The organism is Frateuria sp. sgz306004 (assembly GCF_057750885.1).
The window spans coordinates 302952-327095 of record NZ_JBYLFE010000004.1 but is presented as its reverse complement, the minus strand read 5'-3'; the positions used below and the strand labels follow the sequence as shown (position 1 = coordinate 327095).

20 protein-coding genes are annotated in these 24144 nt (G+C 58.9%); 14 read left to right on the top strand and 6 right to left on the bottom strand.

Features of this window, described 5'->3' with window-relative positions:
* The first annotated feature begins 324 nt into the window (after positions 1 to 324).
* On the top strand, positions 325 to 1053 hold the full coding sequence (folE, locus tag AC3G2C_RS10515) for a GTP cyclohydrolase I (RefSeq protein ID WP_488384575.1): 729 nt from the start codon (positions 325 to 327) through the stop codon (positions 1051 to 1053).
* A gap of 41 nt (positions 1054 to 1094) precedes the next feature.
* Here the strand turns inward: folE and AC3G2C_RS10510 are convergent, their stop codons facing one another.
* The 5 genes from AC3G2C_RS10510 to AC3G2C_RS10490 all read right to left on the bottom strand — a co-directional run bounded on the left by AC3G2C_RS10510 (position 1095) and on the right by AC3G2C_RS10490 (position 7291).
* Complete coding sequence (locus AC3G2C_RS10510) at positions 1095 to 2624, bottom strand: cryptochrome/photolyase family protein (protein WP_488384574.1); 1530 nt, start codon at positions 2622 to 2624, stop codon at positions 1095 to 1097.
* A gap of 960 nt (positions 2625 to 3584) precedes the next feature.
* The gene (locus AC3G2C_RS10505; RefSeq protein ID WP_488384573.1) at positions 3585 to 4637 is read right to left on the bottom strand and encodes an alpha/beta fold hydrolase; all 1053 of its coding nucleotides are present in this window, start codon (positions 4635 to 4637) and stop codon (positions 3585 to 3587) included.
* Between the two features lie 199 nt (positions 4638 to 4836).
* Positions 4837 to 5631, bottom strand: a complete 795-nt coding sequence (locus AC3G2C_RS10500; RefSeq protein WP_488384572.1) for an SDR family NAD(P)-dependent oxidoreductase — start codon at positions 5629 to 5631, stop codon at positions 4837 to 4839.
* 250 nt (positions 5632 to 5881) lie between these two features.
* Positions 5882 to 6820 carry a hypothetical protein gene (locus tag AC3G2C_RS10495; RefSeq protein WP_488384571.1) on the bottom strand — a complete coding sequence of 313 codons (939 nt, stop codon included), beginning with the start codon at positions 6818 to 6820 and terminating at the stop codon, positions 5882 to 5884.
* A gap of 180 nt (positions 6821 to 7000) precedes the next feature.
* Complete coding sequence (locus tag AC3G2C_RS10490) at positions 7001 to 7291, bottom strand: hypothetical protein (RefSeq protein ID WP_488384570.1); 291 nt, start codon at positions 7289 to 7291, stop codon at positions 7001 to 7003.
* A 983-nt stretch (positions 7292 to 8274) separates the two neighbouring features.
* On the opposite strand from AC3G2C_RS10490, the gene AC3G2C_RS10485 reads away from it, so the two are divergent.
* The 3 genes from AC3G2C_RS10485 to AC3G2C_RS10475 are packed head-to-tail and all read left to right on the top strand — an operon-like array spanning position 8275 to position 11961.
* On the top strand, positions 8275 to 10077 hold the full coding sequence (locus tag AC3G2C_RS10485) for a transposase (protein ID WP_488384569.1): 1803 nt from the start codon (positions 8275 to 8277) through the stop codon (positions 10075 to 10077).
* Positions 10077 to 10985, top strand: coding sequence for a TniB family NTP-binding protein (locus tag AC3G2C_RS10480; protein WP_488384568.1), 909 nt, complete (start codon positions 10077 to 10079; stop codon positions 10983 to 10985). The genes AC3G2C_RS10485 and AC3G2C_RS10480 overlap by 1 nt, the downstream gene beginning before the upstream one ends.
* Positions 10978 to 11961 carry a TniQ family protein gene (locus AC3G2C_RS10475; RefSeq protein WP_488384567.1) on the top strand — a complete coding sequence of 328 codons (984 nt, stop codon included), beginning with the start codon at positions 10978 to 10980 and terminating at the stop codon, positions 11959 to 11961. Before AC3G2C_RS10480 ends, AC3G2C_RS10475 begins: the two co-directional genes overlap by 8 nt.
* A 610-nt stretch (positions 11962 to 12571) precedes the next feature.
* Here the strand turns inward: AC3G2C_RS10475 and AC3G2C_RS10470 are convergent.
* A complete protein-coding gene (locus AC3G2C_RS10470; RefSeq protein ID WP_488384566.1) occupies positions 12572 to 15091 on the bottom strand; it encodes a cation-translocating P-type ATPase in 2520 nt (839 codons plus the stop codon).
* Positions 15092 to 15626: 535 nt separating this feature from the next.
* On the opposite strand from AC3G2C_RS10470, the gene AC3G2C_RS10465 reads away from it, so the two are divergent.
* The 10 genes from AC3G2C_RS10465 (at position 15627) to AC3G2C_RS10420 (ending at position 24110) form a co-directional block, all read left to right on the top strand.
* Positions 15627 to 16667 carry a cytochrome-c peroxidase gene (locus tag AC3G2C_RS10465; protein WP_488384565.1) on the top strand — a complete coding sequence of 347 codons (1041 nt, stop codon included), beginning with the start codon at positions 15627 to 15629 and terminating at the stop codon, positions 16665 to 16667.
* Positions 16668 to 16948: 281 nt separating this feature from the next.
* Positions 16949 to 17335 carry a DUF302 domain-containing protein gene (locus AC3G2C_RS10460; RefSeq protein WP_488384564.1) on the top strand — a complete coding sequence of 129 codons (387 nt, stop codon included), beginning with the start codon at positions 16949 to 16951 and terminating at the stop codon, positions 17333 to 17335.
* A 179-nt stretch (positions 17336 to 17514) separates the two neighbouring features.
* Positions 17515 to 17805 (top strand): hypothetical protein, encoded by a 291-nt coding sequence (locus tag AC3G2C_RS10455; protein WP_488384563.1) that lies wholly within the window; start codon positions 17515 to 17517, stop codon positions 17803 to 17805.
* A 62-nt stretch (positions 17806 to 17867) separates the two neighbouring features.
* Positions 17868 to 18713, top strand: a complete 846-nt coding sequence (locus AC3G2C_RS10450) for a universal stress protein (RefSeq protein ID WP_488384562.1) — start codon at positions 17868 to 17870, stop codon at positions 18711 to 18713.
* Between the two features lie 135 nt (positions 18714 to 18848).
* The gene (locus tag AC3G2C_RS10445; RefSeq protein WP_488384561.1) at positions 18849 to 19544 is read left to right on the top strand and encodes a VIT1/CCC1 transporter family protein; all 696 of its coding nucleotides are present in this window, start codon (positions 18849 to 18851) and stop codon (positions 19542 to 19544) included.
* Between the two features lie 51 nt (positions 19545 to 19595).
* Positions 19596 to 20819: an MFS transporter gene (locus tag AC3G2C_RS10440; protein ID WP_488384560.1), complete on the top strand. Its 1224-nt coding sequence runs from the start codon at positions 19596 to 19598 to the stop codon at positions 20817 to 20819.
* 373 nt (positions 20820 to 21192) lie between these two features.
* Positions 21193 to 21780: a cytochrome b/b6 domain-containing protein gene (locus AC3G2C_RS10435; RefSeq protein WP_488384559.1), complete on the top strand. Its 588-nt coding sequence runs from the start codon at positions 21193 to 21195 to the stop codon at positions 21778 to 21780.
* A gap of 89 nt (positions 21781 to 21869) precedes the next feature.
* Positions 21870 to 22508 carry an exopolysaccharide biosynthesis protein gene (locus tag AC3G2C_RS10430; RefSeq protein WP_488384558.1) on the top strand — a complete coding sequence of 213 codons (639 nt, stop codon included), beginning with the start codon at positions 21870 to 21872 and terminating at the stop codon, positions 22506 to 22508.
* A gap of 292 nt (positions 22509 to 22800) precedes the next feature.
* Positions 22801 to 23616, top strand: coding sequence for a universal stress protein (locus AC3G2C_RS10425; RefSeq protein WP_488384557.1), 816 nt, complete (start codon positions 22801 to 22803; stop codon positions 23614 to 23616).
* Between the two features lie 80 nt (positions 23617 to 23696).
* Entirely contained in the window at positions 23697 to 24110 is a 414-nt protein-coding gene (locus AC3G2C_RS10420) for a universal stress protein (RefSeq protein ID WP_488384556.1), read from the top strand.
* The last annotated feature ends 34 nt before the right edge of the window (positions 24111 to 24144 follow it).

Sequence of the window (24144 nt, the reverse complement as noted above, 5' to 3'; positions counted from 1 at the left end):
GCGTTACGGAGCCAAAAGCGTCAATCAGAATTCGCACTGCCGCCTAAAGGCCATATGCGGAGCGCGCCTGGGCGAAGGAGGCGAGGACTGCCTTATCGGCGCGCTCGCGCAATGTTCTGACTTCGATGCCGCCGGATTGCCCGTGTAAAGGTCCGGGCGTGGCGGTTTGGCTCATTCATGGCATCCAACCGCCGCCCTACAGCGTATAGCTATCGAGAGCTGTATGGGTCGCGGCGCGTCATGTAAAGCGTCCTGGGTGGGGCACTAGCCGAGAGCTTAGATGCTTCGGGCCCAAGGCCTCGTTTTCACTACTGGAGTTGATACATGGATCAGAAGGTTGGGGCACTGGCAGCGCGCCATCTCGCAAACGCAGACGTCTCCATTTCACGGAAGATTCGTAGCCGAATTCTTCGCGGCGGCGATCGTTTTCACGCAAACGACAATATCGCCGCGTTCATAGAGGCTGGGGAGATGGATCTTCTCCGGCAGGAAGTGGCTGAGAAAATGAGGGGTGTTCTCGAAGCACTGGTCATCGATATCGATAGCGATCACAACACGCGAGAAACGGCCGAGCGCCTGGCCAAGATGTACATCAGTGAGGTGTTCGCGGGTAGATATGATCCTGCGCCCAAGGTAACGGAGTTTCCGAACGCTGAGCAGCTAAACGAGTTGATGGTGGTTGGCCCCTTGCGTGTGCGCAGTGCGTGCTCCCACCATCTGTGCCCGATCATGGGGCGAGTGTGGATCGGTGTTCTCCCGCAAAAGGATTCGAATCTTATAGGCCTTTCAAAGTACTCCCGACTGGTGCAATGGATTATGTCGCGCCCTCAGATCCAGGAGGAGGCGGTGGTTCAGGTCGCTAACCTGCTTGAGGATCGTCTTAAGCCTCAAGGATTGGCTGTGGTGATGGAGGCTGATCATTACTGCATGCGATGGCGCGGAGTGAAGGATGACGAGGCCCGCATGATGAACAGCGTGATGCGTGGTTCATTTCTTCAGGATGCATCACTCAGGTCTGAATTCCTGGCTCTGCTGCCTTCCCGCCGAGATTAACGAGGAGCCACTGGCAACCCAGCCTTCGGCGAAGCCTTTGATCAGATGTTGTCCAGATTGGCCAGCAAGGTCTTTGCATTCGTCGAAAGTGCGGACCTCATCTCCGGCTGCATTCGGTCCAGTTGTTGGTAGGCCATGGCTAATCGGGGGTTGCTTCCAAGCAATTTGCGATGCCGGCCCAGGAAATGCCAATAGAGCGCGGAGAAGGGGCATGCGCGCGCACCGGTACGTTGTTTGGGGTCGTAGGGGCAGCGCAAGCAATAGTCGCTCATTCGTTGGATATAGGCGCCACCGGAGACATAGGGTTTAGTGGCTAAAAGACCGCCATCAGCGAACTGGCTCATTCCCACCGTGTTTGGCAGCTCGACCCATTCAAAGGCGTCAATATAGACGCCCAGGTACCACTGATGTACCTGCCAAGGATCGAGCCCTGCCAGCAAGGCGAAATTGCCTATGATCATCAGACGCTGGATGTGATGGGCGTGGGCGTGGTGTAACGACTGAGTAATCGCTTGGTTCATGCAGCTCATTCGCGTTCGTCCATGCCAAAACCAGGCGGGTAGATGCCCGTTGTGGCCAAAGACATTGACGCGGTCGTATCCAGGCATCTGCGCCCAATAGACGCCCCTAACGTACTCTCTCCACCCTAGAATTTGTCGAATGAATCCTTCCGCTGATTCCAGTGACACTCGACCCTCACGCCAGGCTTGCTCAGCATGCTGGACGACTTCGCGAGGCGACAGCATCTTGGTGTTGAGTGCGAATGACAGCAGCGAATGAAAAAGCCTCGAGGCCTGGCTGCTCATCGCATCTTGATAGGTGCCGAAATACGGAAGCGCCTCGGTAATGAAGCGATCCATCTGTTGCAGCGCCTCCATACGGTCCTGAGGCCATGGAAAGTTGGCCGCGTGTGGGTCGCCGAAGCTCTGTATGTCGCTGCGTTGGATCACCTGCCACAGTTCGCTGTGGTCATGGAGTGGGCGGGGGTCGCGAGGCTCACTCGGTTCACCGCGCCATGCCTTGCGGTTATAGTGGTCATAGTTCCATCTGGTGCCGACGGGTCTGCCGTCAGGCTCCATCAATACCGAGTGTTTACGGCGCATGGCGCGGTAGAACGACTCCATAAGCCAGCGTTTGCGTTGACCGAAATGCTGTCGAGCCTCGCTGCGAGTTGTGTAGAAGTGTTCGCTGTCGACCATGCTGCAGCCGATGGGCAGGCCTTCGGCGTAGGCGTGGAGCTGTTGGTCAATACGCCATTCGTCGGGCGCCTGATATTCGAAACGCGAGGCCTTGTGCTGCGCCAGAACGGTGTCGAGATTGTCAGTGAGGCAAGGCTTGTTGTCAGGATCGTCAATGGCGAGGTAGTGGACACGATGACCACGTGCACTAAGTTGCTTCGCAAAGCATCGCATGGCAGCGAAGATCGCAATGATCTTTTGCGCGTGATGCAGGACGTAGTCGGTCTCTTGGCGAACCTCCATCATGACGTAGACGACGTCGTCTCGGACGCTCTCGAACCAGGTATGCATCGGGTTAAGCTGATCGCCAAGAATCAAACGCACCGAGGTCACGGAATGCGTACCCCATGGTCATTATTCGCTAGAAGAACTCCGCGCCGCGCGGCAGTGCGCGACGAGGACCATGGGTCACTTGTCGGTGTTCGCGACGTGGTGCTCTCACTGGTTGGTCGCACCAACTGGTGTTGCTGATAGCTGCTCCTTGGATAGCGATAGACGCTCGGGAGCGGTAACTCACGGGCCTCTTGGAGCAACCCGGCGTCGGCAAGTTTGTCGGGTGGTAATGCCGTCCCGCAGATTCGTGCATTTTGGCCGTTAGCCCAGAACGAAGCGTGGTTCGCTGGCGCCCCGGTGTGAGGGGTTGAGCAAATTGGCCGGCGGGTCTTGGGCGGCATGGAGAGTATCCGGTGATTGTGGTCTATACGTTGATCGCTTCGATTTGGATCCCTCGGTCATCGGGCCATGCGCCTGGTGTTTTCCGAGCGAGCATATGGCTGATTTCAATGAATGGAGAAGGCTTCTTTGGAATTCGGAGCACCATCCAATCTATCCCGCCTCAGTGGATAAGCCTGTTTGTTACACAGGGCTGCGTCGAGTCGCGACCTTTGGTTTCGCTATGGGAGCCGATGGTTGCGCCAGCGCGCTCTTGTCTGGCGTGCGCTCAAGTCGGGGCAAACGTTCCCGGCGTCCTGTCGCGGACTTCGCCATGCCGTATTCCCGCCGTTAAAAACACTGCATGCAGATTCAATATGTTCACTGGGGACTCTTGATTCCGTGATCTGTCGGGAAAAGAGACGCGTGCCTGGATCCGTGCCCCGCGCGATTTTCGTCTCGAATGGCCGGATTCCGTCCTACGTTGTTGATGACGCCCTGGTCGATGGATCGACTGTGGAGGAGACATGCTGATTTGCCACCAACTACCCACGGAGGCGGCGAGGCATCGCAGAAGGTACGGCATTGGCCTGTGGGGTCATGATCTGCGACGGGCTCACCAGGCAATCGTTGGATTGCCTGCTATTCCTGAATCAGCGGTGCAATCTGCGTCTTCATCACTCGGAACTGTGCATCGACCATGCGTTGGTTGGGGTCGTGGCCGACCTCGTCGAGCAGAATGTATTGTTTGGCTGGCGCTTGGATACGGTCGAAGTACGCCTTGGTCACGCTCGGCATGGTTAGCAGGTCTTCTTTGCCCTGAATGATGTAGATGGGCATGGGGAAGGTCGTGCCAAGGCCAGGCAGGTCAATACGGGAGAGCATGCCATCACCCTTTGAGCCAACGAATCGCAGGTACGAGTAATCCTCTCCGGCGGTATAGGCCGCGTGGTAGGCATCGGTCTCATATTGCGGTGGATACTTCCACCAGGCCTCCGGCGCGGGCTGGGTGGCTTTCGCCTCGTAACGGCGGGTGATGCGCCGTACGATGCCGAAGGCGCGCGGGTTTGCCCAGGGCGGTGCACCAAGGGACTCAAGCGCAGCCGTCGCCTCTTTGTCAGCTGCTGCACGTGTCAACTCCAGGGTGCGTTTGTATGTGGCTTCCTGATTCGCTCGATACTCGACCAACTGCGACGTGCCCTCGTAGGCAGAGAACAGTTCGGGCTTCAATTTCAGCATGTTGACTGCCAGGGCAGACCCCCAGGAGCCGCCGAACAAAATCACTTGCCGCTTGCCCAGGTGGCGTGACGCATAAGCGGCAACTTCTACGCCACCCCGTGCCATTAGGTCCATGGTGAGTGGCTGCGTGGCTGGGTCTGGGTTTTTCCCGAACGTTTTGCCGCTGCCGCGCTGATCCCACTGCACAAGTGTGAAATCCTTCTCCCACGAGCCGTAGATGTTTTCAGCAAAAGGCGTTGATGGATTGCCGGGGCCGCCATGTACCATCAGGACAACTGGGTTGCCGCAGTTCGCGCCGTGAATGGTCACCCACTGCTCGATCCCGTCAATGGGCAGGAAGCGTTCTTCCGATATCTTCATGCCCGGCTTGCAGGTCACGGCGTCGTGACTTGCAGGCAATGGCAGGGACGCCAGCAATCCTGCGATCAAGCCGGTCGCCGTCAGCCACTTGTTCATATACCCCCCAAGGCCCGGATAGTCTGCCGCTGGTACACCCTAAAATGGGCCGCGTGCGAAGCGCGTGGGCAATAAGTCATGGGCGCGCCGACGGACGCTTTCGCTGCATTCCTCGCTCCCGAGCAAAGGAGCTCGAACAGGAGTATGAGGTCCTGTTAGGGGTTCGCGATCCAAGAGTAGTGAGCGTTCCGGCGGCTATTCAGATAATGGAGCGCACCACGCCACCGTCCACCCGAACGGCCGCGCCGGTGGTGGCCGAAGCCTGATCCGACGCGAGGTAGACGCTCAGATTGGCAACCTCATCCACTGTTGCCAGGCGCTGAATCAGCGAAGTAGGGCGGTGAGTGGCAATGAAATCACGTTCGACGTCAGCCTGCGAGATACCCTTTTCAGCAGCGATCTTTCCAAAAAAATCGCCAACACCTTCGGATCTTGTGGGGCCGGGCAGGATGGCATTGACGGTGACGCCTGTCCCGGCCAGAGATTCGGCGAGACCGCGCGACACGGCGAGCTGTGCAGTCTTTGTCGTTCCGTAATGAACCATTTCCGCAGGGATCTGCACACCCGATTCGCTAGAGAGAAACTGAATTCGGCCCCAGCCACGTTTGGCCATTCCCGGCGCGTAGTGCCTTGCGAGGCGAATGCCGCTCAAGACGTTCACTTCAAAGAATCGAAACCAATCTTCATCAGGAATATCAAAGAAGGCCTTTGGTTCGAAAATGCCCAGGTTGTTGACCAGAATGTCCGTTGCGGGCACTGCCTCGATAAGCTCCTGCGTACCCTTGCTTGTCCCTAGGTCACCGGCAACACCAGACACCTTCGCGTGGAGCACATCCTTGGTGATGGTGGCGATCGCGTCGTCCACGCGTTGCTGGGTTCGGCCTGTGACAACGACCCGGGCACCGGTGGCGGCGAGGCCTTTTGCGATGGCGAGTCCGATACCCGCTGTCGAGCCTGTGACAATGGCGGTCCTGCTGCTCAGGTCGATCTGCATGGATAGTTCCTCTTGGGGGTGCTCGATCAGATTAACTATGGGTGCGCGACAGACCCGCAGGCCTTGCGTGAAAACGCGCGACACGATTGTCGCAGTCCCACTAATTCTGTCGCATTAACTTTCGTTAGTTAAACCAGTGAGTTACGCGACATCTCTCTCGATCGCCGTAGCTCTGATGGGAGGGTAATGACCCAATTAGCGGGACATGCGAAAAAAATGACCAAATAAGCGGACATGGACGCTGCTCGGGTTAGGTGCCCCGCTTTATCTGGGCGTACAGCTGTTCTTGCTCGTGAATGATGCGACCGACATTGACCGGGAAGCGCTGGCGGTTTTCCGGTAAGGCGTCATAAGCAAAGTAGATCTTGACGATTTCGCGCAGTCGCTGCCGCATCGCTTGACGGAACATTCGATCTACGTCCGACGCTGAAAGGGACTTGCCTTGTCCCAGCATCAACAGGCGTAGGCGCTCGTTCTCTTTCGCACGGTAGGCTGGTTCCAATTCGGTTCTCAGGTAGCCGACCACCGCCGCGAGGAAGAAGCTGCGGCACGTTGTGAGCTTCAATTCCTCCCCGACTGAGGTGCTCAGTTCCCGGTTTGCGACTTCGACCGCCTGGGGTAAATTGCCGTGTCCACCATTCAATAATTGCCAATAGAGCGCGGACATACATTCGTACAGGCCCCTTACTTTCACCTTGCCGTCAAACCCGATTAGCGCTGTAAATGGCGCGTGTCGCGAGGTGATTTCAATGGAATCCAAGGCGTTGATCCCATGGCAGGCCGCGCCCACCAGCAGGATGCGAAAGCGGGCATGCAGGTTGATTTCGCCCAGGAGCGGTGCGAGCTGCTTCCAATATAGGCACTTGGTACCGCCATTGCCGTCGGGACCGGCAATACCGTCGTTATCATCATCGGCCGGTGCAATACCATGGGCTTCGATGTGCACGATGGGCACTTGCCCCATGGTTTTGAGGTCTTCCAGTGTGTCGTAAAGGGCGGCGAGTACTTCAGCGGCGCAATGGCAGGGGCGATGAGTCACACCGCACTTGTGCCAAGGTCGAATGACGTTCGCGAGATCCGTTCCGGTTTGGCGCTCGTCGGCCGGTAGCCATTCGATGATCACGACATGATGCGCACCCACCTTGGTGCCTTGCTGGGCGGCATCGTGTCGCCGCTTGGCTTCACCCATGGCGATTTCTCCGCCTGGATAATGATCGGCTCAACATGCGGCGACTGAAGCATGTGCAGGTCTTATATGAAATGAGAAGCATGGGTATCGGCAGATTGGTCTGCTTCTTTATGACTCATAACCACGCAGGGCAACTCTTCAGCCGTGTGTATGCATGCATACGTAAGCGGATATCCGGAGTTACGGTTTGCGCCGATCAATCGCCGATTGCAGCGCGCGCTCAAGCCTCGACAGGACCTCTTGGGCGTCGCGGAACTGTCCAGTTCGATTTGCGTTTTCGCTGTTTGACTCTTTTTGGGCGAGAAATTCGCGCCGATACTGAAGACGCTCGACCCTCTGAAGGATGGCGACTTCCGCAAACTGCGAAAGGCTTTCACCTTCCGCCAAGCTCAGCTCGGCGAGACGCAGAACTTCTTCGCTAATTGAGACAGGTGACGTACCCATATCCAACCCTCGATCGAGCAACTGCATTTTCGGTGGTGCATGAGGTACAGATTACCGGCAGCGTGCCCTCCTGTTGAACCTCCATTCGCTAAATGCCGATCATTTCGACGATTTTTGCAAACGCCTACTTGGCTCATCAGGTACACATTTCCGGTTGAGCGCAAAAACAAGGCTGACTTTCGCTAGATCGCCCACGCACTGACGGCATCGAGACGCCGCACAATTGCAAGTCGAACTGCATGCACAAATCGGTTGCATGAAATGAGCATCTTTGACGCCCGATATGTGCATCTTTGACACCCTATATATGCATCCTGGGCGCCATAGATGCTCATCTACGACATTCGTTCAAAAAAACAACAGCCTGCATGGGTTTTTTGGGGCTGGACAATCATGGCCTAACTGGCGTAGTTAGGAAACATTCGCCTCTTGAGCCGGAGCGACAGAGCACTGCTCCAGGCTTGGGGAGGAGTCTTTCGTGACTGGGCCCGGGCTCACTCTGACAGCCGGCGGCGCGCCGGAGAGAGACTGACTGATCTTTTTGGATTGGTTGAGACCGCAGTACAGATTGCAAGGTCGTCACTATCGCAAGTGAACGAACAGTTGACTGACTTAGCCTCGGCCTGTCTGCAGGGCGACGACATCGTTTCGGCCTGATGCGCCGCGAAGTGAAGCATGGGCTGCTAGCTGGTCATGGCAGAGCTCACCTCGCCTAGGCGAGACGACGCCCCGTGCAGTTGCCACGGCCACGCAGATCGAATGCGCGCGGCATCAGTACGGCCTGGACCCCACATTCCCATATCCGCACGAACAGCAATGGGAGGAATGCCTATGCACTAATCCTGGGACTAGAAAAAAGAAACCCCGCATGGCGATGCGAGGCTCTTAGAGGCGACAGTTTGTTCCTGTACGACCTCAGTTCTATTCCCTTCCTTTATTGAAGTCAAGTCTCTTCGTGCCCTTGTCGGCGCGGGGACGATCCACTGCACCTCGAATATTTTGGAGGGAACATGAAAAACCGTTCAAGCATACAGCGCGAGCACGCCGCTTTTGAGCCGGGATCGCGGTGGGTTTTCGATAAACAAATCGTTCAAATCGACGGCATTGTCTCCGGCAGCACGGTCAGTGTGCGAACTGAGGCGACTGGTGCAATAAGTCTTGTGCCCATCGCTGCATTAAAGCCTCTGCCTGCGACCGAACCAACACGAGATGTGCAATCGATATCGCCCGTTGAATGGCAGCGCATCCTGGCCATTGCTGACGATGTCCGGCAATTGGCAGAGTTCCCAAGAATTCCTGGCGAACTATTGCGTCAGATCGCAGCGAAGCACTACATCAGCGTGCGTCAAGTCCAGCGATTGAGTGCCCGCTTTCGGATAAACCCACGAACATCAGCGTTAGCCAAGCGAAAGAGTGGACGTCCAAACGCTTCCTACCTTTTAAGTCCCGCCGTCGAAGCGGTCGTTTCGCACGTGATACAAAAGTATTACTTGCGACGAGAACGTCACAGTGAATCCGAGATTGTTGAGCGTGCGAAATCCATTTGTCGTCGTCTCAACTATCCACCCCCGTCGCGAGGCGCTGTCCGGCGTCGCATAGAAAGCGGCCAAGGCTATGACAATGACCTGCGTCGATTGGGCGGAAAACAGGCGCGTCAGCGCTGGAAACCGCGTGTCGGTCAGTTGTCTGTGGACACCCCCTTGGCGCTTGTACAAATCGATCACACGCGCCTCGACGCCATGGTCCTCAGTGACGATCGCGCCGAAGTGCTGGGCCGCCCTTGGCTGACAGTTGCCATGGATGTGAATACTCGCGTCGTGCTCGGCTTCTATTTGTCGATGGATGCGCCGTCATCCGTGGCGGTGGGCTTGTGTATTTCCCATGCTGTCCTGCCCAAGCCGGAGGATGCTCGCGAGCCAGGCCTGTGGCCCATGTTTGGGAAAATGAAAGAAATCCTGGTCGATAACGGCAAGGACTTGATTAGCGACGCTATTCGGCGCGGCTGTGAAGAACATGGAATCACGCTTCGAACGCGTCCGTTGGGCGAACCGCATTATGGCGGGCATATAGAGCGTCTTATCGGTACCTTGATGAGGTTGGCTCATGCGGTGCCAGGAACCACATTTTCGAACGTCAAGAGCAAACAGGACTATCCCAGCGAGCGAAAAGCAACCATGACTCTGTGGGAGATGCATGCATGGCTGGTTCAAGCGATATCTCGTGTCTACCATGTGCGTACCCATCGCATGCTCGGCGTGCCGCCATTGGTCGCATGGGAGCGAGCCTGGCGCACTGATGCGGGAGAGGTCTTTCTACCTCCTGTGGTGGCGCGCCCGGAGGAATTTCGCCTGGCATTCCTCCCCTTTGTTATGCGTCGGCTACAGCGTAGCGGCATTCAATTTAAGCAGAGCCGATACTGGGCCGAGTCACTCACCTGCTGGATGCACCCTGAGCAAGTAGTCCAGGTTCATTATGATCCGCGGGAGTTGTCGCGCATCTGGGTGCGTACGCCCGACCACCACACGATCGAGGCCCTGGCGATCGCTGGCCCTGCGGCCGGGCAGCCGCGCCTAGCCAAGCTGAATGAAGCGGAGCGCGAGCGCATTGACGCTCTACGCGATGCTGGCTTTGAAGCTACCGCACGACTGGAGCGTATGGCGGCCTCCGCTACACGCGCCGAGCAGCGCCGTCTAGCAGCGAAGCCCAAAGTGCCAAAGCGTGAACAGCCCGGCAACGTGGTTACGGGCATGGGAGGTGGCAACGCGGTCGTGCCGTTGGCCCCGTCTAGCGTGACGATCAAGAGGCTGCCCTAATGACAACGAGCTATAGCCACCTCCTACCTGAGGCAATCGAAGCGCTCGAATTGCCGGCGGAACTTCGGGTGCGCGACATTCTGGGGCGACGCTTTATCGCTCATGAGCGTCTCAACGCCATCTTCAAGTACGTCGACTATCTCATGTTCCGTCCGCCCCGAACACGAACCGCCGGTCTCATCATTGTTGGTGCGCCGGGCGCTGGAAAAACAGACCTTCTCGAGCAGTTGCGTGATCGATACCCGCAGGTTCCCGCAAGCCGCGGAGCAGTTGCGAAACGGCGCGCCTTACTTTTCTCCATGTGTGGTGTTCGAGAGGGCAGGGGCCTTTACATCCGTATGCTCACGGCCTTTGGACTCCCCAATGCTGCAGGTTATACCAGCAGAGAGCGAGAGCAATTGGTCTTGATGACAGCGCGCGCGTGCGGCTTGATGCTTCTTCTAGTTGATGAGATCCAAGACGTACTCAACGGGACGCGACCACAGCAGAGGGCAACGCTTGAATCGCTTCGCTTTCTGATGAACGAACTTCGCATCGTGGTGGTGTTGGCTGGATCCGAGGAGGCGGAAATCGCTATCAAAATGGATGAGCATCTCAGCGCACGCCTTGGCCTAAGGCACCTACCACGGTGGGAGGCGGATGACTATCTCGCCAACTTTCTTGCGGCCTTGGAATCAAGCCTGCCGCTTAGGCTTCCCTCGAGACTTCATTCGGATGGAACGATGAAGTTGATTGTCAAGCTTACGGCAGGACAGACCGATGCGATCGTGACTCTCATTTCCAATGCGGCAGCCCTTGCCGTTCTATCAGGAAGCGAGCGAATTACACACACACTTTTGGAGCGTGCCGTCAACGAATTTCCGGATCTCGCCAATGACACCGTCGTGACGGAGACTGCATATGGCTAAGCAGACATCCGTAGAGCAGGACGAACGATGGTGGGTGCATGGACCTACGCATGATGAAACACTGCATTCCATTACGGAGCGCGCTTGTCAGTGCTACGGCTCAGAGGGGCACACTTTGCGCCGGAGAGTATGGCGCCGAGCCACACACTTGCCTGGCGAAGACATCGGCCTGGATGGAGTCGGCGCTCGAGAGATCTGCATTTTGGCTCGCGCGATTGGCATTGCACCACGAGAGCTATACAGACACCGCATGGCGGACCATCCGATGTTGTTGCAGGAGGATCAGCGGCGAGCCTATTGCCCATCGTGTTGGCGTGAAGACGCCAAGGCAGGGCATCCGCCCTCGTTTAGGCGCGCGTGGATGGGTGTGTTCACATTGGAATGCCCTTCTCATCGACAGCCCCTTCATTGGGCGCCTTCTGGAGTGCCGCCTGCAGATCCATTTTCGAATCGCATGCTGACTTGGCCGCCGACGGCTGAAGGGCGTGACCTAGTCCGTACGGTCACTCGTTTTGCCAGCGCCATGCGTGGCGCTCTGGAAGGAACGACCACTTGGCCATGCGGGTGGCGAGGGTCACCGAGCATGGCCAGGGCGATGCTAATGCGCGCAGTGGTCAACCTCGGGAAACTGCCTGAGCACCCTCCGTTTGCGAGTATCGGCTTTCCAGCAGAACTTTCGCCTTTCGTCGGGGTTCCCGCGCGACGTACCGAACCGTTGCAAATATCCCCATGGGAGCAGGTTCGGGCTTTAGGGCCTCCGGCCTGGCGACGCGCTGCGTTCTGGATGACGGCGCGTTATGTCATGCCTGCATCACGTAGGCCGCCCCGGCCCGAGGGGCTTCCCATGGAGCCGTTTGCAGCACTCGATGCACAATGGGGAGGCGTTCGTGAAATCCGAAACCTTAGGCGAGTGCAACGTTATAGGGACGCTTTGCGCGCCTCGACACGGGCCCTGGAAATTTGGTGGGGAGATTAGGGTCGCGAGGGAGGGGCGCCGCACCAGCGAAGGGTTGGACATCTAAATTGAGACCTGAGCGCCAATAAGGGCTCTCTCATCAATCGGCTGGGTGGCGCACTCACCAGCATTATGAAAAAAGGTGGCTCGGGGTGCCGAAGCGCCCCGAGCTCGCTCGAGCCAGTGGATGGCGTGCCAACTCGGTCCTAGGCGGGCCGGCGACTGGCCTCTACACCTGACTCTAGTTTGCGCGAGACGTGTTAATAGGCGATCTAAGCGATTAGGACGCGTTATCGCGCCTATGGCGCGCCTGCGCCGCGCCTGCCGCTGCATGATCAGCGGGCCGGATCGCCCGTCATGGAGGGGCATTAACCTACTGGAAATGTCCACACCGTGAAGGAGACTGCCGTTGGCTTGTCCGGGTAAACGGTTGCCAATACCAGCGCCGTGTTCAGCCGATCCAGGAATGCTGTTCTGGCAACGTCGGAATCCGCAATCTATCTTCGATCGCGGAAACGTTCTGGCCACTGACTATGGCCCACTGATGGCCCTAGGTTCGCAGTCACGAAACTCACAATGTCAACCGGCGATTCCGATCGACGCCAACGCATTGAGGGGGACCTTGCAACTCTCATTCGATGATGGCCAGCCTGGCATGGCGCGTTAGGTAGCGTACGGACTCCAGCCAAATGATGCATGTCATCATGATGGATGACGCGAAAAGCAGGGTGGTGATAGTTGGGGTACCAAAGCCCAGCATGGTACGTAGAGCCGGAATACTTATGGTGCTGGCGAGCATCAAGGCGACGCCGCCGAGCATGCGCAGGAGCCAAGGGTTGTCGGCCAGTTTTCCCCGCCACAAGGCACGGTTGAGATCGTGGTTGGCAAGCGTCAACAGGAACACTGACACCAACAGGCCGGCGAAAACGGCCGCACGCCCTTGCTCGGCACTCATGCCACGCTCCAGCCCGAACCCGTAGCCAAGTAGCAAGATAGCAGCAGGGCCAATGCCCTGCGCGATGCCAAAGCCCAGGTTGATGCCACGAAAAGGCGATTCGCCGATGGGCCGCGGTGGACGCAGCATGATCGTAGGCGAGACCTTTGCCGATGCAAAGACGATGGAGCAGGCCGGATCGATTAGTAGCTGCAGCAGCACGATTTGCACCGGCATCAGCAGATTCGGCCATTGCAGCAGGCTGGGCACCAGGGCGAGCGCCACGATTGGAATGTGCACCGCCACGACAAAGCGGGTCGCCTTAGTGATGTTGTCGTAGATTCTTCTTCCTTGGCGAACTGCCACGACCAGGCTGGCGAAGTTGTCGTCGAGCAAAACCAAGGCCGCCGCCTCGCGCGCCACGTCGGTACCCCGCTCGCCCATGGCGACACCGACATTCGCTGCTTTCAACGCGGGCGCATCGTTGACCCCGTCCCCGGTCATGCCGACAACCTCGCCCTGTTGCTGAAGAGTCTTCACCAATCGCAGTTTCTGGGCCGGCTGCACACGCGCGCAGACATCGACATGGCGTAACCGTTCGCCGAGTTGCTCATCACTTAGCGCTTCGACTTCCGCGCCAGTGATCAGCTCGGGTGCAGAGCTCAATTTGACCTGGGCAGCGATGGCGCGTGCGGTGGCTTGATGATCGCCGGTCATCATGATGACCCGGATGCCCGCGCTGTGACATTCGGCGATAGCGGCGGCAGCCTCGGGACGGGGTGGATCAATCAGCCCGACCAGCCCAATGAAGCGGTAACGGAAGCCACGCTGGGTCGCCGGCCAATCGCCATCGCCGCAGGTTCCGGCCCCGACGCCGATGACACGCAGGCCGCGGTTCGCCATGCCGTGCACCTGGTCGCTCAGTGCGTTTTGCTCGGCAGTCGCCAGGTGGCAGAGTTCGAAGATCGCCTCGGGCGCTCCCTTGGCGCTGAGCAGGAACGACCCAGCTGACGTTTCGTGGAACGCGCGCGTCATGGCGAGAAGCTCAGGGTCCAGGCCGTATTCCTTGACTGGCACGGCTTTCGTCAGTGCATAGGCGCTCGCTTCGAGCCGTTCGGCACCGAACGAGCGAATGGCCTGCTCCATCGGATCGCTTGAGTCGATGGGGGTCGCCAGCAGCGCAAACCGCATGAGTGTATGAAACTCGGGCGGCAGGCCTGGCGCATCGGCACGAAGGCTTTGCCGATCAGCGTATAACTCGGCGACCCGCATCCGGTTCTGTGTCAAGGTGCCGGTCTTGTCCACCGCAAGAACGGTGATGGCGCCCAAGGCTTCGACGGCCGAGATGCGGCGTGTCAGCACTTTTTGCTTGGCAATGCGCCACGCGCCGAGCGCAAGGAACACAGTCATGATGACGGGAAATTCCTCGGGCAGTATTGCCATGGCCAAGGCGATGCCCGACAGCAAGCTGTCCACTAGGTCCTGCCGGCGCCATAGCCAGTTCATCAACCAGAGACCGACGGAACAGGCCATGGCTGCCATCGCAAACAGCCGTATGAGGCGCCGTGAAGCGCGCTGGAGCCCCGAGGTTACCTCTATCGTCGAGACCAGGGCCTGCCCGATGCGACCAAGTGCCGTGGCGGTGGCTATCGCGGTGACCCGCGCCAGGCCACGACCTTTCGTTACCACCGTGCCAGCAAAGACGCCGCTTTCGCCGGGTTCGGGAACTTTGCGAACGGGCAACGATTCTCCGGTCATCAAGGACTCATCCGCCTCCAGGTGACCGCTGACCAGCGTCGCATCGGCGGCAATGCGATCGCCCTCGCGCAGCGAAAGCAGGTCGTCCACGACCACATCGGCGGATGGGATGCGGGTTTCATGGCCATCGCGAATGACGCGCGCCTGTGGCGCCGACAGGTCGCGTAGCGCTTCCAGTGCCCGCTGCGTCTTGCGCTCCTGCATCAGCGTGATGCCAATGACCAACAGCACGGACATCAACAGGAACATCGCCTCGGCAAGATCTCCGAGCACCAGATAAAGACCTGCCGCGATGAGCAACATCAGGAACATCGGCTCGATTAGCACGTCGCGCGCGATCAGCCACAGCGATTTCGGCTTGCTGCCGGGCAGGGTGTTTGGGCCGTACTGATCCAGTCTTGCCTTAGCCTCCGCCTGGCTTAGGCCAAGATCGCGAGGCGGCGGGTCTGCAACTTTCATGATGCCACTCCACGTCACCGTGCTTCGATACTTCCCGGCGCCAGGCTTTATGGAAGTGAAGATACGCCTGTAGATGCCATTTTCTATTAGGCGCCCTAGAGCGAAGGGCCGACTTGAGCTGAATCAATCTGGGCGTCATGAACGGCTTGCTGCCTGCCTGGCTGATTCACCCCCGCGCGGCACGGGTATGTCGCAAAGTCAGTTCAAAGCCATCTTCGCTGCGTATGGCGCGGATGCAACCTGACAGCTATGACGGCGTGACCAGGAAATCTGGTTTCGCTCTCGAGCTGTCTGGGTTGACCTTGTCAAATCGCCGCATGAGTGCCCGTCGCGCTCTTCGCCTGCGCGAAATAGACGTTGGCGTATGCGGTGGCCCGCAATGAGCAGATGAATATGCAATGTTGATTTTGATCAACATTGCATCGGTTCGGCGACAGCATGCTTCGTCGAGTGTGGAGGGGCCCTGATCAAAACGCCTGCCCACGAATCAGCGCCAGCACGATCGACCACGCAGTGCCCAATGAGGAGAACGCAAATGCGCCTCAGGTCCGCCATGTCCTTAACCACCCTTGGTCTCCTGCTGGCCAGTCAGGCTTGGTCTCAGACGGCCTTGATGAAACAGGCGCAAGGCTTGTTCAAGCCGATTCCCACCAGTGCGCCCAGCCTTCCGGACAATCCAGCGTCGCCTGCCAAGTTGGCGCTGGGCAAAACGCTGTATTTCGATCCCCGGCTGTCCGAGAGCCATGCCATCAGCTGCAACTCTTGCCATGTGATCGGCATGGGCGGGGTCGATCTGCAGGAGACCTCGCTGGGCCATCGCTGGCAACATGGTGGTCGTAACGCTCCGACGGTCTACAACGCCGTATTCGACGTCGCCCCGTTCTGGGACGGACGTGCCAAGGACCTTGAGCAGCAGGCGGGCGGTCCGCTGGTGAATCCAGTTGAGATGGACACGACCGAATCCCACGTTGTGGAGCAGCTCAAGGGTATTCCGGGCTACCAGGCGTTGTTCGCCAAAGCCTTTCCCGGCACCAGCGACCCCATCTCATTCGACAACGTGAGGAGGGCCATCGCGGTGTTCGAGGCTACGCTGATTACGCCCAATGCTCCGTTCGATCGTTATCTGCGGGGTGATGAGAAAGCACTCGATGCGACGCAGAAGGAGGGACTATCGCTTTTCATTACCAAGGGATGTGCCGGCTGCCACAACGGCATCAATGTCGGCGGCGACAAGTACGCTCCCTTTGGCGTCGTGGAGCGGCCAGGGGCGCAAATCCTGCCACCTGGCGACAAAGGGCGCTTTGCGGTGACCAAGACAGCCAGCGATGAGTACGTGTTCCGCGTGCCGCCGCTGCGAAACATCGCGCTGACGGCACCCTATTTTCATTCGGGAAAGGTTTGGGATCTGCGGCAGGCCATCGCCGTGATGGGAAGCAGCCAACTGGGGGCGACGTTGTCTGACGACGAGGTCGGCAAGATCGAGGACTTTTTGAATGCACTTACGGGTCAGCAGCCGGTCGTTACTTTGCCGATTCTGCCGCCCAGCGTGGCCACGACACCGCAGCCAAAGCCTTAGTGGTCAAAGGAGCGCCCACGAACAAACCCGGACGCCGTGACATCCTGGCCTGCGATCTCCACTGGCGGATCGCCCTTTGTCGTGGTTGCCGCTTACGTGCTGGTCCATGTCGGAGACGGGGGAGGGCAATGGCGCCATGTCTCCTCCCTCGATGCGGGGCATTATTCGTCGAAACACAGCAGGTTTTTCAAAGGATCAAAGGCTGTGGACTTGCGGTCGCCCAGCGGGGCGGGTAACCACGGTGATCGCGTAGGGCAAGGCAATCGCCAAAGGAGGCAAAGATGAAGTACTACTTCGCGAAAACCTTGGCTATGAGCTTCAATGAGGCGGTTGAGCGCACCATCGAATCGCTAAGAAGCGAGGGCTTCGGCATCATCTCGGATATTGATGTCAAAGAAACGTTCAAGAAAAAGATCGATGTGGATTTTCGTAGCTATCGTATTCTTGGTGCATGCAATCCCAGGCTCGCATACGAAGCGCTAACGATCGAGGACAAGGTTGGCACAATGCTTCCGTGTAATGTCGTGGTCCAGGATGTGGGCGACGGAAAGACCGAGGTTGCCGCCATCGATCCGGTTGCCTCAATGCGGGCCATTGACAATCCGCAGCTGAAATCGGCCGCCGAAGGCGTGCAAGCCAGACTGCGCAAAGTCATTGATAGCCTCTAGGGAAAGTCTGAACAAGTACCTGCCCGTCATGCCCGCTTGACCAGCCCTTCGGCGGTTGAGAGCCGCGGGCATGACGACTTGTTCAGACCTACCTTGATGGGTTGGAGGTGCGACTCGATACCCGACAGGTCGATCTTCTTCAGTTCCCTCGAGGATCGCGAGAGAGGCTTGAAAGCTCAATGGATACCGTTCATGACATCGTGTCTTGGCTATTTGTGCTGTTATGGGTCGCGGCAGCTGCGAGCCTGGTGAAGGCGATGTTCTTCTGGGTCCGCATGACATTTCAGCTGCGCGAGAGGATCGCCGCCTGGTCTTCGGCAACCCTATGGAATCCAATGAACGTGATCTTTCGGCCCGGTCTGCTGAATGAGGCTGGACGGCGATCTCGAAGGCTTGCGATCAGGTGGGGGTTAATTTTCTTCTGCTCCGTTGCGCTGGCGGCAGGCGTGGCTCTGTTGAGCAGGCATTAGGACTAGAGGCCACATCGCAGTGCTGGGGAAGGCGCAGCTGGTCGGGTCTCAAGGAGTGGGCAATGTTCAGAGATATTGCGGTCCCGCTGATTGGGGGAGGCGATGATGAGCACCTCCTGGAGGTTGCGTTGTCGCTCGCCGGCCATTTCGATGCGCGCTTGTCGCCATTGCAGATCGTTGAGCTTCCCAGACCCCTCCATGCTGCGTGGTCGAGCACGGCTGATCCGGCCATGGAGGCTATTCACGCTCGCTATCGCGCCGCTGCCTCCAGGCTGGCCGAGCGGACACGGCAACACCTGCGGGGAAGGGAGGGCCAGCACGCTGAAGTGCGAGTGATTGAGGCTCTTTACGACACCGCGTGGGAAGTCGCGGCCAAGGAGGTTCGCTGTGCGGACCTGGCGATTGTTTCACGGCCAGGATACGGGCACCCCATGCTGGGCGAAGTCGCGCGTGGCGTTGCGTCCCTGCTGCTAGAAGCCGGCCGGCCCATCCTGGTAGTTCCGGATAAGACACGTTTGGAGTTGCCGCTAGGGCTCGCCGTCGTTGCCTGGCGGTCGAGCAGGGAAGCCACGCGAGCGGCGCATGACGCGCTGCCCTTCCTTCGATCGTCGGCGTCGGTCGATATCCTCGCCTATGACGACGAAGCGCCTGACGGGAGCGGCCATCAGCCACCGGGTCAGGCGCTACTGACCCATCTGCAACACCATGGCATCCAGGCCAGGTTCCACTCGCGTGAGTCCAGTGGTATTGATATCGCCAGCCTGATCCTTTCCCACGCGCAGAAGAACGGAGCGGGCCTTGTGGTAGCCGGCGGCTATGGGCACTCTCGACTGAGGGAATGGGTGATCGGTGGGGTCACGCGGGAGCTTCTGGCCACGGCATCGATACCGTTGCTTGTCTCGCACTAGCTCGCGTGCTTTTACGATGGGGCGGTACACGGGCGCGCCTTCGACTCGATGCGATCCGCTGGCTGGATCGTCGCGCAGGCCAAGTGACTTCAGGTAACCGCCAGGAACCATACCGAACAGGAGTTGGATATTGCCATGCGCACTCACCGAGAGACTCATCTCGTATCACGCATCGGTTGGCTTCGTGCTGCCGTGCTGGGGGCCAACGACGGCATAGTTTCGACGGCCAGCCTGGTGATCGGCGTTGCGGCTTCCGGTGCATCTCGATCGAGCATGATTGTCGCCGCCGCCGCGGGACTGGTGGCTGGCGCCATGTCGATGGCCGCGGGTGAATACGTGTCCGTCAGTTCGCAGGCTGATACCGAGCACTCCGATATGGCGCGCGAGCGCGCCGAGTTGGCGTCGCGTCCCGAGGCCGAGCTGGAGGAGTTGACCCAGGTCTATATGAAACGAGGTGTCGACAAGGACACTGCGCTGAAAGTAGCCACGCAAATGACGGCGTTCGACGCTCTCGCGGCGCATGCCCGGGATGAGCTCAACATTACGGAACACACCAGCGCGAAGCCGGTGACGGCCGCCCTGACTTCCGCCGCCACCTTTACCTCCGGCGCCTTGCTGCCTTTGGCCTTGGCCTCCTTCATGCCGGAGGGCTCCATGGCGATGATCCAATCGGCCGGCTGCCTCGCGTTTCTTGCCGTCTTGGGTTGGATTGGCGCGCTGGCAGGGGGCGCGAGTCCGTGGCGGCCCGTAGCGAGGGTGGTGTTCTGGGGCGCGCTGGCGATGGCGCTGACCGCGGGCATCGGACGATTGTTGGGCACGAATGTCGCCTGATCCAGCGTATCCGCGGACGATTGCGGAGTGCGCTCTTGAACGGTTCGCCTCATGATGATTCGCGCGATGAACCGACAGACGCTTCACGGACGCCTTCCGGCCGATGTCTGGATCTTGGGCTTGGTCAGCATGCTGATGGATATTTCGTCCGAGATGATCCACAGCCTGCTGCCGCTGTTCCTGGTGACCACACTCGGAGCTAGCGCCCTGGTCATCGGCCTGATGGAGGGGCTGGCCGAGTCCACAGCGCTTGTCGTCAAGGTCTTTTCTGGAACGCTGAGTGACTATCTCGGCAAGCGCAAGGTGATTGCAGTCTTTGGCTATGCCTTGGGCGCGTTGACCAAGCCGCTGTTTGCCATCGCATCCTCGGTCTGGGTGGTGCTCTTCGCGCGGCTACTGGATCGAGTGGGCAAGGGTGTGCGGGGCGCGCCACGCGACGCGTTGGTTGCCGATCTGGTCCCGCCTGCCGTGCGGGGCGCAGCCTTTGGTCTACGCCAGGCGCTTGATACCGTGGGGGCATTCCTTGGGCCATTGCTCGGAACCGCACTGATGCTCTGGTGGAACAACGACTTTCGCTCGGTGTTCTGGGTGGCGGTCATTCCGGGAGTATCCGCTGTCCTCTTGCTGGCTTGGGGGGTGCACGAGCCTGCACAGCGGAGCCATGGCCGCCACACCCATCCCATCCGTCGCGAAAACCTGGGCCGGCTCGGCCCCCGGTATTGGTGGGTCGTGGGTGTCGGTGCGGTCTTCGCCATGGCGCGCTTCAGTGAGGCCTTTCTCGTGTTGCGTGCCCAAAGAGGTGGTATTCCCATAGCGCTCGTGCCTTTGGTCATGGTGGCCATGAATGTGGTGTATTCGGCATCTGCTTACCCATTTGGCTGGTTGTCCGATCGCATGAGTCATCCCGCGCTGCTGGCTTCAGGGCTTGTTGTCCTGATCATGGCCGACGTCACGCTTGCCGCTGGCGAGCACTGGAACATCGTGATCATCGGTGTGTCTCTATGGGGCATGCATATGGGAATGACGCAGGGGCTGCTGTCCGCCATGGTGGCGGAGGCGGCGCCGATGGATTTGCGTGGCACGGCTTACGGAATCTTCAATCTGGCCAGCGGTATGGCCATGCTGCTGGCTAGCGTCATCGCGGGCGCGCTATGGGACGGGCTCGGACCGGCGGCCACGTTTTATAGTGGCGCGGGGTTCTCGCTTCTGGCGATCATTGCCTTGCTGAAATATTCGCAGCGACTTAGGGGCGCCAAACCGAACGGTCGACGATAGCGGCGGCTGCAAGATGGGCTGGGCAAGATCGGATGCGCGGATCCGTCATACGGGAGAACCCTGGTTGTCCACAAGATCGAGCTGCTCGAGCAAATGGCGAGGCTAAGCGATTGGTTTTGCCGTTCATGCGTGCGCGGCCACTGCCGGGTATCAACCAGCAGTACGCAATGTTCTTGGGCTCAAGGCTGCCGCGCCTGGTCCCGTCGGTGCCGATAAGTTGATCTTGGTCAACTCGGAACCCCTCAAATTCCGTAGCCTGACCTGAAAGGTCGACTCTGGGGGCGTTGGCCAAGGCCTGCAATCGTCGACGGCAGAAATCGCGCATGATCCAGGCGAGCGCGCAAGTATCACCGGCTGATCGAGAGGGTGAAGAGTGAATCATTCGCGACTCTTACGCTTTGTGCACGCGATTCTTGCAATCGGTATATCCGTGCAGCTTTTGCTAAGCCTGCTGATGAGCGATGCACCGCCCAGTCGTGATTCGAGCGGCCTGGCATGGGTGAGCATGGAGCTCCATGAAACGGTGGGGATGATCATCCTGGCCGCGATTTTCCTGCATTGGGTACTTTTTCCGCTGGGATATGTTGGTCGCGACCTAGGGCATTTCTATCCATGGTTCTCTCGATCAAGAATGCGGGCGCTCACATCGGATTTCCGTTCCTTCCTGCGCCTCGAGTGGAGTGATCCTTCCAAACAAGAGCATATGGCGGGTGCCATTCAGGGCGTTGGACTAGCCCTGGCTACCGGCCTCGCCGTGACGGGCGCAATGGTCTATTTCGGGACTCCCGAGAACGGCACTGCTTTGCCGGCCGCAGCTTGGGCCCAAGAGGTCCACGAGATACTTGGACCCGTGATGTGGGCTTACTTGGCGCTTCACGCCGGCGCTGCGGCGTTTCATGCACTGAGTGGGCATCGAGCCATTCTCTCGATCTTCGACCTCTTCACTGCTCGAAAGGACTAAGATCAATCGGCGGGAATCCGTCATGGGATTTAGCCAGATCTTTGGCAGAACCTGCGTGCCCGCCATTAGCCACGGCAGGGGGTAATCACATGAAACCGGAGCGAGTGGCCTCGTCGCGCCATGCAACTTTGGGGTCTCCGCTATCAACCATTCTTGAGGCAAAGGCCGAGGGGATGACGGGTGAGTTCATGTCGATAGGCGAGCTCCTCAGGCTGCTCGAAGATCGATCGATCTGGGCCATTCTCCTGCTGCTGGCACTGCCCATGGCGCTACCTATCCCGGCTCCGGGGCTCTCGGTGCCGTTTGGTGCATGCTTGATCTTAATCTCCGCGCAACTTGCCCTCGGTCGAGGCCATGCTTGGCTCCCGGCGACACTCACTCGGCGATCCATGGAGGTTGCGAGGGTCAGGAATGTCCTTACGCGGGTCTTGCCGATATTGCGTCATCTCGAGAAGGTCGTTCGTCCAAGGCGAGGATGGCTAGCCGCCGATTGGATGAAGCCCCCTGTCGGAGTGATATGCCTCATTCTCGCGATCATCATCACCCTTCCCATTCCTTTGGGACATGTCGTCCCCGGCACAGCCATTTCGCTGTTCTCGCTCGGCATGATGGAGAGAGACGGAATCGCCATCTGGTCCGGATTGGCCGTTGCCATTGCAGGTATCGTGTTGGTTGCTTTGGCGTCGGCGGGCATCTATACCGGGCTCAACCACTGGTGGAAGGCGTGACCGTTTTGTTGATACGCCATGACGCCATTGAAGGTTAGCTTCATCCCTCGACTGTGACATCGTCGATCGGACGTCGAAACCGCGGCCGACGCAACGTCATCGGATGAGTGCAGCTGTTCAGTCGCGCACTGACCCTCGTAAGCGCATTGCCACTTGTACTTGAACCGATTGCTCGCATTGCCAGCAGGAAGGACATGGCAATTCAAGACCGGGGCACGCGGAAGCTGATTGAGGTCAATTTGCGGTCTGCCGCAGGGCTTAACGTAGTGCTGGGTTGATGTGGAGCACGCTTATGCATGACCTTCTTGTCGATGTCGACGGGCGGCAAGGCGACAGCGCGTTGCTACGTTTTGCGTTCTCGCTCGCGCGCCAGCATCGGGCGAGCATCACCGGCTTGCAGGTCGTTGCCTTGGATGCGCTGGTACTTGCGCTTCCCGAAGCGCTGCTCGTCCTTGAGGATGAGGTGAAACAGGCATGGGAGCGCCAGCATTGGTGGAAGGCGCTATGCGATCAGCATGGTGTCCGTGGCTCATGGGAGGTGGAGCGCGGTTTCTATCAGAGCGTGATGGCACGTCGCGCCGTCTTATCTGATGTCGTGCTGGGCGGCCTTGATCATCTCGGTGCCTCGACTTCGAATGCCGTGGCCCTTGTGAACCGATCGGTCCTGGCCGAAGCCATACCCATGCTGCTGGTGCCTGATGAGTGGATGGGATCGGGACGTGTGAGGCGAGTCCTCATTGCATGGAACGGCTCAGTCGAAGGGGCGCGGGCGGTGAGAGCTTCCTATCCGATCCTTGCCAGAGCGTCGCAAGTCATCGTGCTCGATGGAGAGGCTATCGGGCACGACACGGATGACGGGTCAACCGCGCTGTTGTCGCCTTTGCCGCTGCGGGGGTGGCTGGAGCGCCGCGGCGTTCATACGCACTGGCAACCTTGTGTCGAAAGCCATGACACCGGACGATTCATCCTGGAAGTGGCCAAGGAACGCGAGGTGGACCTCATTGTGATGGGAGCTTGGGGCCATCTGCGCATTGGCGAGTGGCTTCTGGGCGGCGTCACCCGCTACGTGCTCGGGCACAGCCGGTTTCCTCTGCTGCTTGCGCACTAGCGAGGTGAAGCGTGGTGCCGTTGGCGCGTTCTTCCGGATCAAATCGAATCTCGCGCTGTTCCTGATGTGAGGGGTATGCCATGAAAATCCTTGTGCCGGTGGATGGGAGCGCCAATAGCATTCGTGCTGCCAAGTACCTTGTTAAGCACTGGCCGGCGGACACCTCGGTCACGCTCGTCAATGTCGATGCGCCGCTGCGAGAATCCATCGCCGGGCGATTGGATGCCGACAGCATCGAACGTTTCCATATGGATAACTGCACGTCCGCGCTTAAGAGCGCCGGTCGCGTCCTGGCAAAGGCGGGTCATTTATTTGAAGAGCGCCTGCTGGTCGGCGACCCTGGCAACGAAATCGTGCAATTGGCACACAAGGGCCGATTCGACCTTATTGTCATGGGATCCCATGGCCGGGGCCTTCTTAAGAGCTTGTTTCTCGGCTCGGTCGTGGTCAAGGTTTTATCCCACTCGCGCGTGCCGGTGCTGGTGATTCGTTAGATTCCAGGCGCCGAAACAGGGATGCTCTGATTGG

What these genes read in the sequence shown, in the direction of transcription:
- AC3G2C_RS10475 (WP_488384567.1), top strand. Translation starts at nt 10,978, where the DNA reads ATGGCTAAGCAGACATCCGTAGAGCAGGACGAACGATGGTGGGTGCAT.
- AC3G2C_RS10505 (WP_488384573.1), bottom strand. Translation starts at nt 4,637, where the DNA reads ATGAACAAGTGGCTGACGGCGACCGGCTTGATCGCAGGATTGCTGGCG.
- AC3G2C_RS10420 (WP_488384556.1), top strand. Translation starts at nt 23,697, where the DNA reads ATGAAAATCCTTGTGCCGGTGGATGGGAGCGCCAATAGCATTCGTGCT.
- AC3G2C_RS10455 (WP_488384563.1), top strand. Translation starts at nt 17,515, where the DNA reads ATGGATACCGTTCATGACATCGTGTCTTGGCTATTTGTGCTGTTATGG.
- AC3G2C_RS10445 (WP_488384561.1), top strand. Translation starts at nt 18,849, where the DNA reads ATGCGCACTCACCGAGAGACTCATCTCGTATCACGCATCGGTTGGCTT.
- AC3G2C_RS10440 (WP_488384560.1), top strand. Translation starts at nt 19,596, where the DNA reads ATGATGATTCGCGCGATGAACCGACAGACGCTTCACGGACGCCTTCCG.
- AC3G2C_RS10490 (WP_488384570.1), bottom strand. Translation starts at nt 7,291, where the DNA reads ATGCAGTTGCTCGATCGAGGGTTGGATATGGGTACGTCACCTGTCTCA.
- AC3G2C_RS10495 (WP_488384571.1), bottom strand. Translation starts at nt 6,820, where the DNA reads ATGGGTGAAGCCAAGCGGCGACACGATGCCGCCCAGCAAGGCACCAAG.
- AC3G2C_RS10460 (WP_488384564.1), top strand. Translation starts at nt 16,949, where the DNA reads ATGAAGTACTACTTCGCGAAAACCTTGGCTATGAGCTTCAATGAGGCG.
- AC3G2C_RS10500 (WP_488384572.1), bottom strand. Translation starts at nt 5,631, where the DNA reads ATGCAGATCGACCTGAGCAGCAGGACCGCCATTGTCACAGGCTCGACA.
- AC3G2C_RS10425 (WP_488384557.1), top strand. Translation starts at nt 22,801, where the DNA reads ATGCATGACCTTCTTGTCGATGTCGACGGGCGGCAAGGCGACAGCGCG.
- AC3G2C_RS10485 (WP_488384569.1), top strand. Translation starts at nt 8,275, where the DNA reads ATGAAAAACCGTTCAAGCATACAGCGCGAGCACGCCGCTTTTGAGCCG.
- folE (WP_488384575.1), top strand. Translation starts at nt 325, where the DNA reads ATGGATCAGAAGGTTGGGGCACTGGCAGCGCGCCATCTCGCAAACGCA.
- AC3G2C_RS10470 (WP_488384566.1), bottom strand. Translation starts at nt 15,091, where the DNA reads ATGAAAGTTGCAGACCCGCCGCCTCGCGATCTTGGCCTAAGCCAGGCG.
- AC3G2C_RS10450 (WP_488384562.1), top strand. Translation starts at nt 17,868, where the DNA reads ATGTTCAGAGATATTGCGGTCCCGCTGATTGGGGGAGGCGATGATGAG.
- AC3G2C_RS10430 (WP_488384558.1), top strand. Translation starts at nt 21,870, where the DNA reads ATGAAACCGGAGCGAGTGGCCTCGTCGCGCCATGCAACTTTGGGGTCT.
- AC3G2C_RS10480 (WP_488384568.1), top strand. Translation starts at nt 10,077, where the DNA reads ATGACAACGAGCTATAGCCACCTCCTACCTGAGGCAATCGAAGCGCTC.
- AC3G2C_RS10465 (WP_488384565.1), top strand. Translation starts at nt 15,627, where the DNA reads ATGCGCCTCAGGTCCGCCATGTCCTTAACCACCCTTGGTCTCCTGCTG.